Raw genomic sequence first — 13938 nt, 5'->3', positions numbered from 1 at the left:
GAATCTGATCGTAGGCTGCCCGTCATGTGCGGAATCATGGGATACGTGGGATCTCAGTCGGCGATCGACGTCGTGATGGCCGGGCTGAAGCGACTCGAGTACCGGGGATACGACTCGGCGGGTGTGGCCGTGCTCGCGGACGGCGGCCTCGCCACCGCCAAGCGCGCCGGGAAGCTCGTCAACCTGGACAAGGAACTGGCCGAGCGGCCACTGCCGAGCGCCGTGACCGGCATCGGCCACACCCGCTGGGCCACGCACGGCGCGCCGACCGACGCCAACGCCCATCCGCACCTCGACAACGCGGGCCGGGTGGCCGTCGTCCACAACGGCATCATCGAGAACTTCGCACCGCTGCGGGCCGAGCTGGAGGAGCGCGGCCACGCGCTGGCCTCCGAGACCGACACCGAGGTCGTCGCCCACCTGCTCGCCGAGGAGTTCTCCGGCTGCGCCGACCTCGCCGAGGCGATGCGGCTGGTGTGCCGGCGTCTGGAGGGCGCGTTCACGCTGGTCGCGGTGCACGCGGACCAGCCGGACGTGGTCGTCGGCGCACGCCGCAACTCGCCGCTCGTGGTGGGCGTGGGGGAGGGCGAGGCCTTCCTCGCCTCGGACGTGGCGGCCTTCATCGCGCACACCCGGGACGCCGTCGAGCTGGGCCAGGACCAGGTGGTGGAGCTGCGCCCGGGCGGCGTGACGGTCACCGGCTTCGACGGCAGCCCGGCCGACGTCCGCTCCTACCACGTCGACTGGGACGCCTCGGCCGCCGAGAAGGGCGGCTACGCCTCCTTCATGCTCAAGGAGATCGCCGAGCAGCCGCAGGCGATCGCCGACACCCTCCTGGGCCGCATCGACGGCTCCGGCAGCCTGAGCCTGGACGAGGTGCGCATCCCCGCGGACGTGCTCCGGGAGGTCGGCAAGGTCGTCGTCGTCGCGTGCGGTACGGCCTTCCACGCCGGGCTGATCGCCAAGTACGCCATCGAACACTGGACGCGGATCCCCTGCGAGGTGGAGCTGGCCAGCGAGTTCCGCTACCGGGACCCGATCCTCGACCAGCAGACGCTGGTCGTCGCGATCTCCCAGTCCGGCGAGACCATGGACACCCTCATGGCCCTGCGCCACGCACGCGAACAGGGCGCCAAGGTCCTGGCCATCTGCAACACCAACGGCTCGACGATCCCCCGCGAGTCCGACGCCGTCCTCTACACGCACGCCGGCCCCGAGGTCGCCGTCGCCTCCACCAAGGCCTTCCTCACCCAGCTGGTGGCCTGCTACCTCGTCGCCCTGTACCTCGGGCAGGTACGGGGCACGAAGTACGGCGACGAGATCCGCGACGTCGTCCGCGACCTCTCCCGGATCTCCGTCGCCGTCGAGCAGGTCCTGGAGACGATGACGCCCGTGCGGGAACTGGCCCGCTCCCTCGCCCACAAGAACACGGTGCTGTTCCTGGGCCGGCACGTGGGCCACCCGGTCGCCCTCGAAGGCGCCCTCAAGCTCAAGGAGCTGGCGTACATGCACGCCGAGGGCTTCGCGGCGGGCGAGCTGAAGCACGGGCCGATCGCGCTGATCGAGGAGGACCTGCCGGTCGTCGTGGTCGTGCCGTCCCCGCGCGGGCGCTCGGTCCTCCACGACAAGATCGTGTCCAACATCCAGGAGATCCGCGCCCGCGGCGCCCGCACCATCGTCATCGCCGAGGAGGGCGACGAGGCGGTCGTCCCCTACGCCGACCACCTGGTCCGCATCCCGGCCACCCCGACCCTGCTCCAGCCACTGGTGGCCACGGTGCCGCTCCAGGTCTTCGCCTGCGAGCTGGCGACGGCACGGGGCAACGAGGTGGACCAGCCGCGGAACCTGGCGAAGTCGGTGACGGTGGAGTGAGCGGCGGAGCCCGGCGCGAGTGTGCGACGAAGGTCACCGGGTGCACCTCTGGGCGCATCAGGAGCTGATCGCTAGAGTGCGGGGGTTTGCGGCTGTTCCCGTGGTGAACCTTGTTTCCCCCGTCCGGCCGCTTTGGCACGCGGACACGACTGGCGGACCTTCATGACCACAGCCCCACCGGCACCCGCGAACCGGACCGTGATCTGGTCCGGACGCACAGACGGGGCCAAAGCGTTGCCCACGCGTCTGGCCTCGCTGACCAGCCTGCGCTTCTTCGCCGCTTTCGCGGTCTTCGTCCACCACTACAACGGTGTGAGCCCCGGCGGCGGTGTGTGGCGAGTGCCGGAACTCTTCCCGTACTCGAAGATCGGCGCACACGGGGTGACGTTCTTCTTCGTCCTCTCCGGTTTCCTGCTCACCTGGAGCCACAAACCGGGCAATGGCAAGAAGGTTTTCTACTGGCGGCGCTTCGGCCGTATCTACCCCGCCCACCTGGTGGCCGCCGTCGCTGCCGTCGCCGTCTTCTACGGCATGGGTGACGACCGCACGGACGCCGTCAGCTTCGTCGCCTCCCTGCTGCTGGTGCAGGCGTGGCTGCCGGACGCGGTGCCCACGCTGCCCGGCAACCCCGTCACCTGGACGCTGAGTGTCGAGCTCCTCTTCTACGCGCTCTTCCCACTGGTCATCGGGCGTCTGCGCGCGCTGCGCACCAGAAGCCTGGCCGTGTTGACGCTGGCCGGCCTGGCCGGGATGTGGGCGGTGCACATGGCGGCCGACCACTACCTGAACGGCCATGACGCCTCCTGGGTGATGCGGCACCCGGTGGTCTACCTGCCCCAGTTCCTCATCGGCGTGACCTTCGCCATCGCCCTCCGGCGCGGTTACCGGGTCCCCGTGCGGCCCACCGCGGTGGTCGTGGTGTTCTTCGTGTACGCCGTCGTCTACACGCGCGCTTCCGACTGGGCGAGCCCCTTCGTCGCGCACCAGATGGAGGGCACCGTCCGCCCCGTCGTGGCGATCCTGTCCGTGCTGCTGCTCGCCGCGTGCGTGCAGAACGAGGGCGCAGGACGCTCCCGGCTGCTGACCAACCGGTCACTGATCGCGCTCGGGGCCAGTTCCTACGCCTTCTACCTCGTCCACCAGACCGTCAACCAGTTCATCCGCGAGTACTGGCCGCATCGCATGGAGCCGAGCAGCGAGGCGATCGTCTTCCTCCTCGGGACCTTTCTGATCTCCCAGGCGCTCGCCTGGCTCCTGTACCGGTGGGTCGAGGAACCGGCCCAGCAGTGGTGGACGAAACGGGGCCCGAAGTCCCGTCCCGCGGCGGCGGCGAAGAGCCCGGCGGCGACCGTCGTCCAGGGCAAGCCCTAGGTGCGAACCGAGAGCGGGCCTCCGGAGGCCCGCTCACGAGGCCCGCTCACGGGTTCCGCACCACCTCCCGCACACGCCGCCACGCCCCCGGAATCGCCCCCGCCACCTCATGCGCCCCCACCGGCGCCCCCTCCGCCGCGAACCGCCCCGCCAGCCCGTGCAGATACGCCCCCACGCTCCCCGCGTCCCGCGCCGACAGCCCCGCCGCCAGCAGTGACCCCGCCAGCCCGGACAGCACGTCCCCGCTACCGGCCGTGGCGAGCCACGACGTCCCCGTCGAGTTGACCCGCACCGGCCCGCCCCCCGCCCCGGCCACCACCGTCGTCGAGCCCTTCAGCAGCACCGTCGCCCCGTACCGCCCCGCCAGCTCCCGCGCCGAGGCCAGCCGCGCCCCCTCGACCTCCTCGCGGCCCACCCCGAGCAGCGCCGCCGCCTCCCCGGCGTGCGGCGTCATCAGCGTCGGCGCCGTGCGCGCCCGCACCGCCCCGGCGTCCGCCAGCCGCAGCCCGTCCGCGTCGACCAGCACCGGCACCTCGGCCGCCAGCACCTCGGCCACGGTCCCGGCGTCGTCACCGGCCCCCGGACCGACGACCCACGCCTGCACCCGACCCGCCCGCTTCGGCCCCTGGTCCGACACGAGCGTCTCCGGATACCGCGCGATCACCGCGTCCCCGGCCGGACCCACGTACCGCACCGCCCCCGCCCCGCCCCGCAGCGCCCCCGCGACGGCGAGCACGGCCGCGCCGGGATAGCGCGCCGACCCGGCGGCGATGCCCACGACCCCCCGCCGGTACTTGTCGCTCTCCACTCCCGGCACCGGCAGCAGCCGCGCCACCTCCGCGTGCTGCAACGCCTCCAGCTCGGCCGCGTCGTCCGGCAGCGGCAGCCCGATGTCCACCAGCCGCACCGACCCCGCGTACTCCCGCGCCGGATCGACCAGCAGCCCCGGCTTGTGCGCGCCGAACGTCACCGTCAGGTCGGCCCGCACGGCCGCCCCGTGCACCTGCCCGGTGTCCGCGTCGACCCCGCTCGGCAGGTCCACCGCGACGACGGAGGCCCGCGACCGCGCCGCCGCGTCCGCGAGCGGCACCGCCTCCTCGCGCAGCCCGCCCTTGCCGCCGATCCCGACGATGCCGTCGACGACCAGGTCCGCCCGCTCGATCAGGTCCCGGGCACCGGCGCTCTCCGCGACCCGGCCGCCCGCCCGGCGCAGCGCCGCCAGCCCCCCGCCGTGCGCCCGCTGTGGGGAGAGCAGCACCGCCGTCACCCCCGCCCCGCGCCGGGCCAGCCGCGCCCCGGCGTACAGGGCGTCGCCGCCGTTGTCCCCGCTGCCGACCAGCAGCACCACCCGGCCGCCGTAGACCCGGCCGGCCACCCGGCCCAGCACCTGGGCGCAGGCGACGGCCAGTCCGGCCGCCGCCCGTTGCATCAACGCCCCCTCGGGGAGCCGCGCCATCAGCTCCCGTTCGGCGTTCCTGACCGTCTCCACGCTGTACGCAGTCCGCATGGCGTCGAGTCTTCCCCGTACACCGTGATCACGCACGGCCCCGCCGCCCACGATGGGGGACAGTTGTTCCATGGGTGGCACGGGTGGCATGAGCGAGATCGGCGACGAGGAGACGGCACAGGTGATGACCTCGCTGGGGGCCCGCCTGCGCGCCATCCGGCAGGCCCGCGGCCTCACGCTGGCCCAGCTCGGCGCCGCCACCGGCATCTCCGTGTCCACCCTGTCCCGGCTGGAGTCGGGGCAGCGCGAGCCGGGGCTGCGGCACCTGCTGCCGCTGGCCAGAGCGCACCGGCTGCCCCTGGACGAACTGGTCGGCTCCCGCACCGGCGACCCCCGCGTCCACCCCCGCCCCTTCACCCGGCACGGCCAGACCTGGGTCCCCCTCACCCGCAACCCCAACGACGGGCTGCACGCGTACAAGCAGATCCTGCCCGCCCCCGCGACCGCCCGCACCGAGTGGACCCCGCGCCCCGAACAGGGCTCCCACGAGGGCCACGAATGGATCTACGTCCTCTCCGGGCGCCTGCTCCTCGCTCTCGGTGACCACGACCTCGTCCTGACGGCCGGTGAGACGGCGGAGTTCGACACCCGGGTCCCGCACGGGATCGCCAACGCGGGGGACCGGCCCGTCGAATGGATCGCCCTGTACGGAGCACAGGGCGAGCGCATGCACATCCGCGTCCAGCCGACGGGGAACTGACCCCACCGGGCCCGGCTCACCCCTCCGTGATCACCCTTCCGCGATCACCACCGCCGACGCCACCCCCGCGTCATGGCTGAGCGACACGTGCCACGATGCCACCCCCAGCTCCGCCGCCCGCGCCGCCACCGTCCCCGTCACCCGCAGGCGCGGCTGCCCGCTGTCCTCGATGTACACCTCCGCGTCCGTCCAGTGCAGCCCGCCCGGCGCGCCCAGTGCCTTCGCCAGCGCCTCCTTCGCCGCGAACCGGGCGGCCAGCGAGGCGACACCCCGGCGCTCCCCGCCGGGCAGCAGCAGCTCGCTCTCCCGGAAGAGCCGCCGCGCCAAGGCCGGCGTACGTTCCAACGACGCGCCGAACCGCTCGATCTCGGCCACGTCGATACCGACCCCGATGATGCTCATGCCGGGCACCCTAACCACTGACGGAAGGCCCGCGGTGCGGGGCGGAAGCGGGCGCCGGGTGCTCTGAGAGACTGGGGCCACGATGAGTGAGACAGCTGCTCGGCGGGACGCGGGGACGCGGGCCCGGGCCGAGATCGACCTGGCCGCCCTGCGGGCCAACGTCCGCGCACTGCGCGAACGGGCCCCCGGGGCGGCTCTCATGGCCGTGGTCAAGGCCGACGCCTACGGTCACGGCGCGATCCCGTGCGCCCGCGCGGCCGTCGCGGCGGGCGCGACCTGGCTCGGCACCGCCACCCCGCAGGAGGCCCTCGCCCTGCGCGCGGACCCGGCACTGCCCGACGACGTGCGGATCATGTGCTGGCTGTGGACGCCGGGCGGGCCCTGGCGGGAGGCCGTCGAGGCCGGACTCGACGTGTCCGTCAGCGGGATGTGGGCCTTGGAGGAGGTCGTCGCGGCGGCACGGCGGGCCGCGGTGCCCGCGCGGGTGCAGCTCAAGGCCGACACCGGGCTCGGCCGAGGCGGCTGCCAGCCGGGCGGGGACTGGGAGGAACTGGTCCGGGAAGCGCTGCGGGCCGAGAGCGAGGGGCTGCTGCGCGTCACCGGCCTCTGGTCGCACTTCGCCTGCGCCGACGAGCCCGGCCACCCCTCCATCGCCGCGCAGCTCACCCGCTTCCGGGAGATGACGGCGTACGCGGAGCGGCAGGGCGTACGTCCGGACGTGCGGCACATCGCCAACTCGCCGGCCACGCTCACCCTCCCCGAGACCCACTTCGACCTCGTACGCCCCGGCATCGCGATGTACGGCGTCTCGCCGAGCCCCGAGATCGGCACCCCCGCCGACTTCGGCCTGCGCCCGGTGATGACGCTGTCCGCCTCACTGGCCCTGGTCAAGCAGGTCCCCGGCGGCCACGGCGTCAGCTACGGGCACCACTACACCACCCCCGGCGAGACCACCCTGGGCCTCGTCCCCCTCGGCTACGCGGACGGCGTCCCGCGCCACGCCTCGTCCGCCGGTCCGGTCCTGGTCGGCGGCAAGTGGCGCACGGTCGCGGGGCGGATCGCGATGGACCAGTTCGTCGTCGACCTGGGCGGGGAGCGGCCGGAGCCGGGCGCCGAGGCGGTGCTCTTCGGCCCCGGCGACCGCGGCGAGCCCACCGCCGAGGACTGGGCGCAGGCGGCCGGCACCATCGCGTACGAGATCGTCACCCGGATCGGAGCACGCGTTCCGCGCGTCTACGTGAACGAGTGACGCGCACGGCGTGCGCGTGCAGGTGAGTCAACGACCAGCGGGTATCCGCACAGCAGTCCGCGGGCCCGGCGAAGAGGAGCGGTGTACGTGAGCGAGAGCAACGCGGAGGCCGTCGCGTCGGCCGTCGCCTCCGCCACGGAGGCCGCCACCGAGGCCGCCGCCGGCGGCTGGCGCCGGGCGACCGGCATCGCCGGCGTCGCGATAGGCGTGGTCGCGGCGGGTGCCGCGGCCGGCGTGGCGATAGAGCGGCTGACCGTCGGCCGCGGCATGCGCCACAAGGCCCGGGTCGCCCTCGACTCGGCGGGACCGTACGGCGGACTGCGCGGCACCCCCGGCAGGGCGTACGCCGACGACGGCACCGAGCTGTACTACGAGGTCGACGACGTCGAGCCGGAGACGGAGTCCGCGCTCACCCGGCGCCGGCGGCGGCTGTTCGGCCGCAGGGCCCCCGCCCCCGTGACCGTCGTCTTCAGCCACGGCTACTGCCTCAACCAGGATTCCTGGCACTTCCAGCGGGCGGCCCTCAGGGGCGTCGTTCGCACCGTCCACTGGGACCAGCGCAGCCACGGCCGGTCCGGGCGGGGCGTCGCCCAGGTGCGCGACGACCGGCCGGTCACCATCGACGAGCTGGGCCGCGACCTGAAGACCGTGATCGACGCGGCCGTCCCCGAGGGCCCGATCGTGCTGGTCGGGCACTCCATGGGCGGCATGACCGTGATGGCGCTGGCCGACGCGTACCCCGACCTGATCCGCGAGCGGGTCGTCGGCGTCGCCCTCGTCGGCACCTCCTCCGGGCGGCTCGGCGAGGTGAACTTCGGGCTGCCCGTGGCCGGGGTCAACGCGGTGCGGCGGGTGCTGCCGGGTGTGCTGAAGGCGCTGGGGCAGCGGGCCGAACTGGTGGAGAAGGGGCGGCGGGCGACGGCGGACCTGTTCGCCGGGATCATCAAGCGGTACTCGTTCGCGTCCCGGGACGTCGACCCGGCCGTGGCGCGGTTCGCGGAGCGGATGATCGAGTCGACGCCGATCGACGTGGTCGCCGAGTACTACCCGGCCTTCAACGACCACGACAAGACCGACGCCCTCGCCCGTTTCGCGGAGCTGCCGGTGCTCGTGCTGGCCGGTGTGCGGGACCTGGTGACGCCCAGCGAGCACAGCGAGGCGATCGCCGGCCTGCTGCCGGACGCGGAGCTGGTGCTCGTGCCCGACGCGGGCCACCTGGTGATGCTGGAACATCCGGAGCTGGTCACCGACCGGCTCGCCGACCTGCTCGCCCGCGCGGGGGCCGTCCCGGCAGCCGCTACCGTAAATGGCTATGGAAGCACCAGCAGCACACCAGGGCCCGGCTGAACCCTCCGGGTCCTCGGACTCCGCCCCCGCCGTCGAGATCACCGTCACCTCCCCGGAGCAGATGCGGGAACTGGGCCGCAGGCTCGCCAAGGTGCTGCGCGCCGGTGACCTGCTGATGCTCAGCGGGGAGCTGGGCGCGGGCAAGACGACGCTGACCCGGGGACTCGGCGAGGGCATGGGCGTGCGCGGCGCCGTCACCTCCCCGACCTTCGTGATCGCCCGCGTCCACCCCTCGCTCGGCGACGGCCCGCCGCTCGTCCACGTCGACGCCTACCGGCTCTCCGGCGGCCTGGACGAGATGGAGGACCTCGACCTGGACGTCTCGCTGCCCGACTCGGTGATCGTCGTGGAGTGGGGCGAGGGCAAGGTCGAGGAGCTGACCGACGACCGGCTCCAGCTCCGGATCCACCGGGCCGAGGGCGACACCACCGACGAGGTGCGGCACGTGACCCTGGCCGGGATCGGTGAACGCTGGACCTCGGCCGACCTGAGTGTGCTGGCGGTCTGAGCCGCCGGTCCCGCGCCCGCCGCGGGACGTCCCGGCAAGACGCCGATGTTCCGACAAGACAGCCGATGTTCCGACAAGACGTCGGCAAGATATTGCGTTCCGGGTCTTGCGCGTGGTCACATGGTACCCAGCTCGTAGTTAGGCATGCCTAACTACGTCCCGCCCCCGACCATCAGGAGGCGTCCGTGTCAGAGACCAAGCCGCAGCCGGGGCCCGCGCCCACCGGTGTGTCCATGTACGACCTGCTCGCGTCCTGCGCCGCCGCCGCGGCGGTCTCGACGCCGCCGTGCGCACCCGAGCCGGAGGCCCGCCGGACGCCCGTCCCGGGGCACCGGGAAGCGGCCTGACCCACCAGGCGTCCGTCCCGGAGCACCGCGAGGCCGCCTGACACCGCGGTCGCCCAGGCGGAGGGCTCAGCGGACGACGACGACCTGCTGCCCGATCGTCGCGAACTGCCACATCGCGTCGCCGTCCGCGCGGGCCTCCCGGATGCCGCCGGTGCGCTCGTCCGGGTCGGGTTTCGCCGTCGAACCGTCCACGGCCGCGCTGAACCCGATGACCACGCCGTCGACGCTCGTGAAGCGCACGACGTGTTCGACCGGGATGCCGTCCGAGCCGGTGACACGGTTGGACCGCGACGTGACCGCGTAGGTGCCCGGCGCCGGGTCGACCGTGCTGGGCGTGACCTCGAAGGTGCGCCGGACCCGGTTGTCCGCGCCGACCAGCCACACGCGGTCGTCGTCCACCGAGTACACCACCCGTTCACCCCTTCCGGTCCCCGCGGGCAGCGCTTCCGGGTGCCGTCGGTCGCGGGGCGCCTTGGAGGCGCCGGGGGCGGGTGCGCTGCTCGCGTGCGCCCGGCGGAGGTCGTGCGGGGCGGCGACCGAGGCCTGGTGGGCGAGGAAGCCGATCGTCGCGAGCGCCGCCGCCGTGAGCCCGGCGACGAAACCGGCGCTGCTGCTTGCCACTGGCGACCACCTCGTCGTCGTACGTCGTGCGTTGGTGCGTCCGTCTCCGGCGAAGGTAGCAGTACGTGACCGTATGACCGCGTTGCGCGACACGGGGGGAGGTCGGTCGGCGTCGGCCCGCCGCCGCGACCCGGGCGCGCGCCCTCGCCGTCCGCCGGGCACCGCCCACCGGGCGTCCGACACGGGCCCCGCGGCGCCGTAGGCTGTTTGCGTGCTCTTGCTCGCTCTGGATACCGCCACGCCCGCCGTGACCGTCGCGCTGCACGACGGTACGGACGTCATCGCCTCGTCGAGCCAGGTCGACGCCCGCCGCCACGGTGAGCTGCTGCTGCCCGCCGTCGACCGGGTGCTCGCCGAGGCCGGGCTCCGCCTCGACGCCGTCACCGGCATCGTCGCCGGCACCGGCCCCGGCCCGTACACCGGGCTGCGCGTCGGCCTGATGACGGCGGAGACTTTCGGGCTCGCCCTCGGCGTCCCCGTGCACGGCGTGTGCACGCTGGACGGTCTCGCCCGGGCCGCCGACCTGGAGGGCCCCTTCGTGGTGGCGACCGACGCCCGCCGCAAGGAGGTCTACTGGGCCCGGTACGCCGACTCCCGCACCCGCCTCACCGACCCGGCGGTCGACCGTCCCGCCGACATCGCGGAGCAGGTCGCCGGTCTCCCGGCCGTCGGCGCGGGCGCGCTGCTGTACCCGGACACCTTCCCGAAGGCCCACGAGCCCGAGCACGTGTCCGCCGCCGCGCTCGCCTCCCTGGCCGCCGACAGGCTCGCGGCGGGCGAGGAACTGCCCGCGCCCCGGCCGCTCTACCTGCGCCGGCCCGACGCCCAGGTCCCCAAGAACTACAAGGTGGTCACCCCCAAGTGACCGAGTCAGTCACCGCCGCCGGGTCCTCCACCGCCGCATTGCGCGAGATGCGCTGGTGGGACATCGACCCCGTCCTGCGGATGGAACGGGAGCTGTTCCCGGAGGACGCCTGGTCCCGCGGCATGTTCTGGTCCGAGCTGGCCCACGCGCGCGGGCCCGGCGCGACCCGGCGGTACCTGGTCGCCGAGACGGACGGGCAGGTCGTCGGCTACGCGGGCCTGGTCACCTCCGGCGAGCAGGCCGACGTGCAGACCATCGCCGTCGCCCGCGACCAGTGGGGCACCGGTCTCGGCGCGCGGCTCCTGACCGAACTGCTGCGGGCGGCGACCGCCTTCGAGTGCACCGAGGTGCTGCTGGAGTGCCGGGTCGACAACACCCGCGCCCAGCGCCTCTACGAGCGCTTCGGCTTCGAGCCCATCGGCTTCAGACGCGGCTACTACCAGCCGGGGAACGTGGACGCCCTGGTGATGCGCCTGACCGACCCTTCCACCTCCCTGCCGGGAACCGAACGAGGAACCGACAACCATGCCTGACGAACCTCTGGTCCTGGGGATCGAGACCTCCTGCGACGAGACCGGTGTCGGTGTCGTCCGGGGCACCACCCTGCTGGCCGACGCCGTCGCGTCCAGCGTCGACGAGCACGCCCGCTTCGGCGGCGTCGTCCCCGAGGTGGCGAGCCGCGCCCACCTGGAGGCGATGGTCCCCACCATCGACCGCGCCCTGAAGGAAGCGGGGGTCAGCGCCCGCGACCTCGACGGCATCGCCGTCACCGCCGGACCCGGCCTCGCCGGCGCCCTGCTGGTCGGCGTCTCGGCCGCCAAGGCGTACGCCTACGCCCTCGGCAAGCCCCTGTACGGCGTCAACCACCTGGCCTCGCACATCTGCGTCGACCAGCTGGAGCACGGCCCGCTGCCCGAGCCGACGATGGCCCTGCTGGTCTCCGGCGGCCACTCGTCCCTCCTGCTCTCCTCGGACATCACCTCCGACGTCCGCCCGATGGGCGCCACCATCGACGACGCGGCCGGCGAGGCCTTCGACAAGATCGCCCGCGTGCTGAACCTGGGCTTCCCCGGCGGCCCCGTCATCGACCGCTACGCGCGCGAGGGCGCCCCCGACGCCATCGCCTTCCCGCGCGGCCTCACCGGTCCGCGCGACCCGGCGTACGACTTCTCCTTCTCCGGGCTGAAGACGGCCGTGGCCCGCTGGATCGAGGCCAAGCGGGCGGCGGGGGAGGAGGTGCCGGTGCGGGACGTGTCGGCGTCCTTCCAGGAGGCGGTCGTGGACGTGCTGACCCGCAAGGCGGTGCGGGCCTGCAAGGACCAGGGCGTCGACCACCTGATGATCGGCGGCGGTGTGGCCGCCAACTCCCGGCTGCGGGCGCTGGCCCAGGAGCGCTGCGAGGCGGCCGGTATCCGGCTGCGCGTGCCGCGCCCCAAGCTGTGCACGGACAACGGCGCGATGGTGGCCGCCCTCGGCGCCGAGATGGTCGCCCGCAACCGGGCCGCCTCCGACTGGGACCTGTCGGCCGACTCCTCGCTGCCGGTGACCGACCCGCACGTGCCGGGGCACGGGCACGGGCACCCACACGGCCACGACCACGACCACGTCCACGAGGTCAGCAAGGAGAACCTGTACTCGTGACGGTCGCGCTGATGTGGGAGGCGCGGGCGGTGCCCGGCCGGGGCGAGGAACTGCTCGCCTGGGCGCGGGCGCAGCCGCTCGCCGCCGTCCCGGTCCGCCGGGAGACCCTGCGCGCCCCGCAGGACCGGGTCCTCGTCATCACCTGGTGGGACGCCGCCTACGACGCCGAACTGCCGGAACTGCCGGAACCGGACGCCGGTCTGGTCGCGCGGACGGTGCACCGGTGGCGGTTCGAGGCGGTGGCCGACGACTGACGACTGGTCTCCTTGAATGGACCGGTCACCTTGAATGGCAGAATGTTTCGGAGCATAAGGCGAATGTTCCGATGCCCTGTCGCTGTCCGGGGACTACGTCAAGAGGGCCCGCAGGGTTACGATCGCCGCCATGACATCCCCGCAGCCCGCTGAAACCCGGACGCAAAGGCGTTCCGCGCAGACCGCGACCCTCGCCGAGATCGCGCGTGAGGCCGGCGTGTCGGCGCCGACTGTTTCGAAGGTCCTCAACGGCCGCGCCGACGTCGCGCCCTCGACCCGGTCCCGGGTGGAGGAACTGCTGCGTACCCACGGGTACCGGCGCAGGCGGGCCGAGTCGACGCGCTCGCCCCTGATCGACCTGGTTTTCCACGAACTGGAGAGCGCCTGGGCGATGGAGGTCATCCGCGGCGTGGAGAACGTGGCGCGGGACGCGGGGCTCAGCGTCGTGCTCTCCGAGAGCGCGGGGCGCCTCACCCCCGGCCGGAGCTGGGCCGACCAGGTCGCCGCCCGCCGCCCGCACGGTGTGATCCTCGTCCTGTCCGGCCTCGACGAGTCCCAGCGGGCCCTGCTCACCAGCCGCTCCATCCCGTTCGTGGTGATGGACCCGGCCGGCGACCCGGGCGCCGACGTGCCGTCCATCGGCGCCACCAACTGGCAGGGCGGACTCGCCGCCACCCGGCACCTGGTCGACCTCGGCCACACCCGCATCGGCGCGATCAGCGGACCCACCCGGATGATGTGCAGCCGCGCCCGCGTCGACGGTTACCGGGCCGCCCTGGAGACGGCGGGGCTGCCGGTCGACCCCGGCCTGATCGTCACCGGCGACTTCCACCACGAGGCCGGCTACCGCCAGGGCCTGGAACTGCTGCGCCGCCCCGACCGGCCGACCGCCGTCTTCGCCGGCAACGACCTCCAGGCGCTCGGACTGTACGAGGCCGCGCGCGAACTGGGGCTGCGCATCCCGCAGGACCTGAGCGTGGTCGGGTTCGACGACCTGCCGGTGGCGCGCTGGGTGGGACCGCCGCTGACGACCGTACGGCAGCCGCTGATGGAGATGGCCGAGGCGGCGGCCCGGCTGGTCCTGGACCTCGGACGCGACGACGGTTCGGCGGCGGCGACCCGGGTGGAACTGGCCACCAGCCTGGAGGTGCGCAGCAGTACGGCGGCGCCTGCGCGGGGGTGAGCCGCCAGTCTGAGAATTTCCGCAGAAGCCCGACCCACCTGTTCCAGTTTCAATAATTCGGACTTATGTTC

At 73.6% G+C, this 13938-nt stretch carries 15 protein-coding genes; 12 read left to right on the top strand and 3 right to left on the bottom strand.

The genetic code is table 11. The annotated features are described in order from the left end of the window. Positions 1-24 precede the first annotated feature (24 nt). Entirely contained in the window at positions 25-1872 is a 1848-nt protein-coding gene (gene glmS / locus KUM03_RS03145) for a glutamine--fructose-6-phosphate transaminase (isomerizing) (protein WP_217245462.1), read from the top strand. 234 nt (positions 1873-2106) lie between these two features. Continuing rightward, on the top strand, positions 2107-3243 hold the full coding sequence (locus tag KUM03_RS03140; protein ID WP_217245461.1) for an acyltransferase: 1137 nt from the start codon (positions 2107-2109) through the stop codon (positions 3241-3243). Between the two features lie 46 nt (positions 3244-3289). On the opposite strand, the gene KUM03_RS03135 is transcribed toward KUM03_RS03140, so the two are convergent. Next, positions 3290-4750 carry an NAD(P)H-hydrate dehydratase gene (locus KUM03_RS03135; RefSeq protein ID WP_217245460.1) on the bottom strand — a complete coding sequence of 487 codons (1461 nt, stop codon included), beginning with the start codon at positions 4748-4750 and terminating at the stop codon, positions 3290-3292. Positions 4751-4820: 70 nt separating this feature from the next. Between KUM03_RS03135 and KUM03_RS03130 the strand changes: the two genes are divergently transcribed. After that, the gene (locus tag KUM03_RS03130) at positions 4821-5450 is read left to right on the top strand and encodes a helix-turn-helix domain-containing protein (protein WP_254398754.1); all 630 of its coding nucleotides are present in this window, start codon (positions 4821-4823) and stop codon (positions 5448-5450) included. Between the two features lie 30 nt (positions 5451-5480). On the opposite strand, the gene KUM03_RS03125 is transcribed toward KUM03_RS03130, so the two are convergent. Continuing rightward, positions 5481-5852: a holo-ACP synthase gene (locus tag KUM03_RS03125; RefSeq protein WP_217245459.1), complete on the bottom strand. Its 372-nt coding sequence runs from the start codon at positions 5850-5852 to the stop codon at positions 5481-5483. A gap of 82 nt (positions 5853-5934) precedes the next feature. Here KUM03_RS03125 and alr point away from each other — a divergent pair, with 82 nt between their 5' ends. The 4 genes from alr (at position 5935) to KUM03_RS03105 (ending at position 9303) form a co-directional block, all read left to right on the top strand. After that, positions 5935-7101 (top strand): alanine racemase, encoded by a 1167-nt coding sequence (gene alr, locus KUM03_RS03120; protein ID WP_217245458.1) that lies wholly within the window; start codon positions 5935-5937, stop codon positions 7099-7101. An 87-nt stretch (positions 7102-7188) separates the two neighbouring features. Beyond that, complete coding sequence (locus KUM03_RS03115; protein ID WP_217245457.1) at positions 7189-8448, top strand: alpha/beta fold hydrolase; 1260 nt, start codon at positions 7189-7191, stop codon at positions 8446-8448. Beyond that, positions 8414-8956 (top strand): tRNA (adenosine(37)-N6)-threonylcarbamoyltransferase complex ATPase subunit type 1 TsaE, encoded by a 543-nt coding sequence (tsaE, locus tag KUM03_RS03110; RefSeq protein WP_217245456.1) that lies wholly within the window; start codon positions 8414-8416, stop codon positions 8954-8956. The genes KUM03_RS03115 and tsaE overlap by 35 nt, the downstream gene beginning before the upstream one ends. Positions 8957-9141: 185 nt before the next feature. Continuing rightward, positions 9142-9303, top strand: a complete 162-nt coding sequence (locus KUM03_RS03105; RefSeq protein ID WP_217245455.1) for a hypothetical protein — start codon at positions 9142-9144, stop codon at positions 9301-9303. 66 nt (positions 9304-9369) lie between these two features. Here KUM03_RS03105 and KUM03_RS03100 read toward each other — a convergent pair whose 3' ends face one another. Beyond that, positions 9370-9924, bottom strand: coding sequence for a hypothetical protein (locus KUM03_RS03100; protein ID WP_217245454.1), 555 nt, complete (start codon positions 9922-9924; stop codon positions 9370-9372). Between the two features lie 211 nt (positions 9925-10135). On the opposite strand from KUM03_RS03100, the gene tsaB reads away from it, so the two are divergent. The 5 genes from tsaB to KUM03_RS03075 all read left to right on the top strand — a co-directional run bounded on the left by tsaB (position 10136) and on the right by KUM03_RS03075 (position 13867). Further along, entirely contained in the window at positions 10136-10789 is a 654-nt protein-coding gene (gene tsaB / locus KUM03_RS03095) for a tRNA (adenosine(37)-N6)-threonylcarbamoyltransferase complex dimerization subunit type 1 TsaB (protein ID WP_217245453.1), read from the top strand. 47 nt (positions 10790-10836) lie between these two features. Continuing rightward, complete coding sequence (rimI, locus tag KUM03_RS03090) at positions 10837-11322, top strand: ribosomal protein S18-alanine N-acetyltransferase (RefSeq protein WP_217245727.1); 486 nt, start codon at positions 10837-10839, stop codon at positions 11320-11322. Further along, positions 11315-12430, top strand: a complete 1116-nt coding sequence (gene tsaD / locus KUM03_RS03085; protein WP_217245452.1) for a tRNA (adenosine(37)-N6)-threonylcarbamoyltransferase complex transferase subunit TsaD — start codon at positions 11315-11317, stop codon at positions 12428-12430. The genes rimI and tsaD overlap by 8 nt, the downstream gene beginning before the upstream one ends. After that, a complete protein-coding gene (locus KUM03_RS03080; RefSeq protein WP_217245451.1) occupies positions 12427-12684 on the top strand; it encodes a hypothetical protein in 258 nt (85 codons plus the stop codon). Before tsaD ends, KUM03_RS03080 begins: the two co-directional genes overlap by 4 nt. A gap of 130 nt (positions 12685-12814) precedes the next feature. Beyond that, entirely contained in the window at positions 12815-13867 is a 1053-nt protein-coding gene (locus tag KUM03_RS03075; protein WP_217245450.1) for a LacI family DNA-binding transcriptional regulator, read from the top strand. Positions 13868-13938 lie beyond the last annotated feature (71 nt).

Origin of the sequence: Streptomyces sp. AC602_WCS936 (assembly GCF_019049125.1) — a bacterium.
Classification (GTDB): Bacteria; Actinomycetota; Actinomycetes; order Streptomycetales; family Streptomycetaceae; genus Streptomyces.
The sequence above is the reverse complement of the archived record's forward strand: the minus strand, read 5'-3'. Positions and strand labels throughout refer to the sequence as shown.

What these genes read in the sequence shown, in the direction of transcription:
- tsaD (WP_217245452.1), top strand. Translation starts at nt 11,315, where the DNA reads ATGCCTGACGAACCTCTGGTCCTGGGGATCGAGACCTCCTGCGACGAG.
- alr (WP_217245458.1), top strand. Translation starts at nt 5,935, where the DNA reads ATGAGTGAGACAGCTGCTCGGCGGGACGCGGGGACGCGGGCCCGGGCC.
- KUM03_RS03135 (WP_217245460.1), bottom strand. Translation starts at nt 4,750, where the DNA reads ATGCGGACTGCGTACAGCGTGGAGACGGTCAGGAACGCCGAACGGGAG.
- rimI (WP_217245727.1), top strand. Translation starts at nt 10,837, where the DNA reads ATGCGCTGGTGGGACATCGACCCCGTCCTGCGGATGGAACGGGAGCTG.
- KUM03_RS03130 (WP_254398754.1), top strand. Translation starts at nt 4,821, where the DNA reads ATGGGTGGCACGGGTGGCATGAGCGAGATCGGCGACGAGGAGACGGCA.
- KUM03_RS03125 (WP_217245459.1), bottom strand. Translation starts at nt 5,852, where the DNA reads ATGAGCATCATCGGGGTCGGTATCGACGTGGCCGAGATCGAGCGGTTC.
- KUM03_RS03075 (WP_217245450.1), top strand. Translation starts at nt 12,815, where the DNA reads ATGACATCCCCGCAGCCCGCTGAAACCCGGACGCAAAGGCGTTCCGCG.
- glmS (WP_217245462.1), top strand. Translation starts at nt 25, where the DNA reads ATGTGCGGAATCATGGGATACGTGGGATCTCAGTCGGCGATCGACGTC.
- tsaE (WP_217245456.1), top strand. Translation starts at nt 8,414, where the DNA reads ATGGAAGCACCAGCAGCACACCAGGGCCCGGCTGAACCCTCCGGGTCC.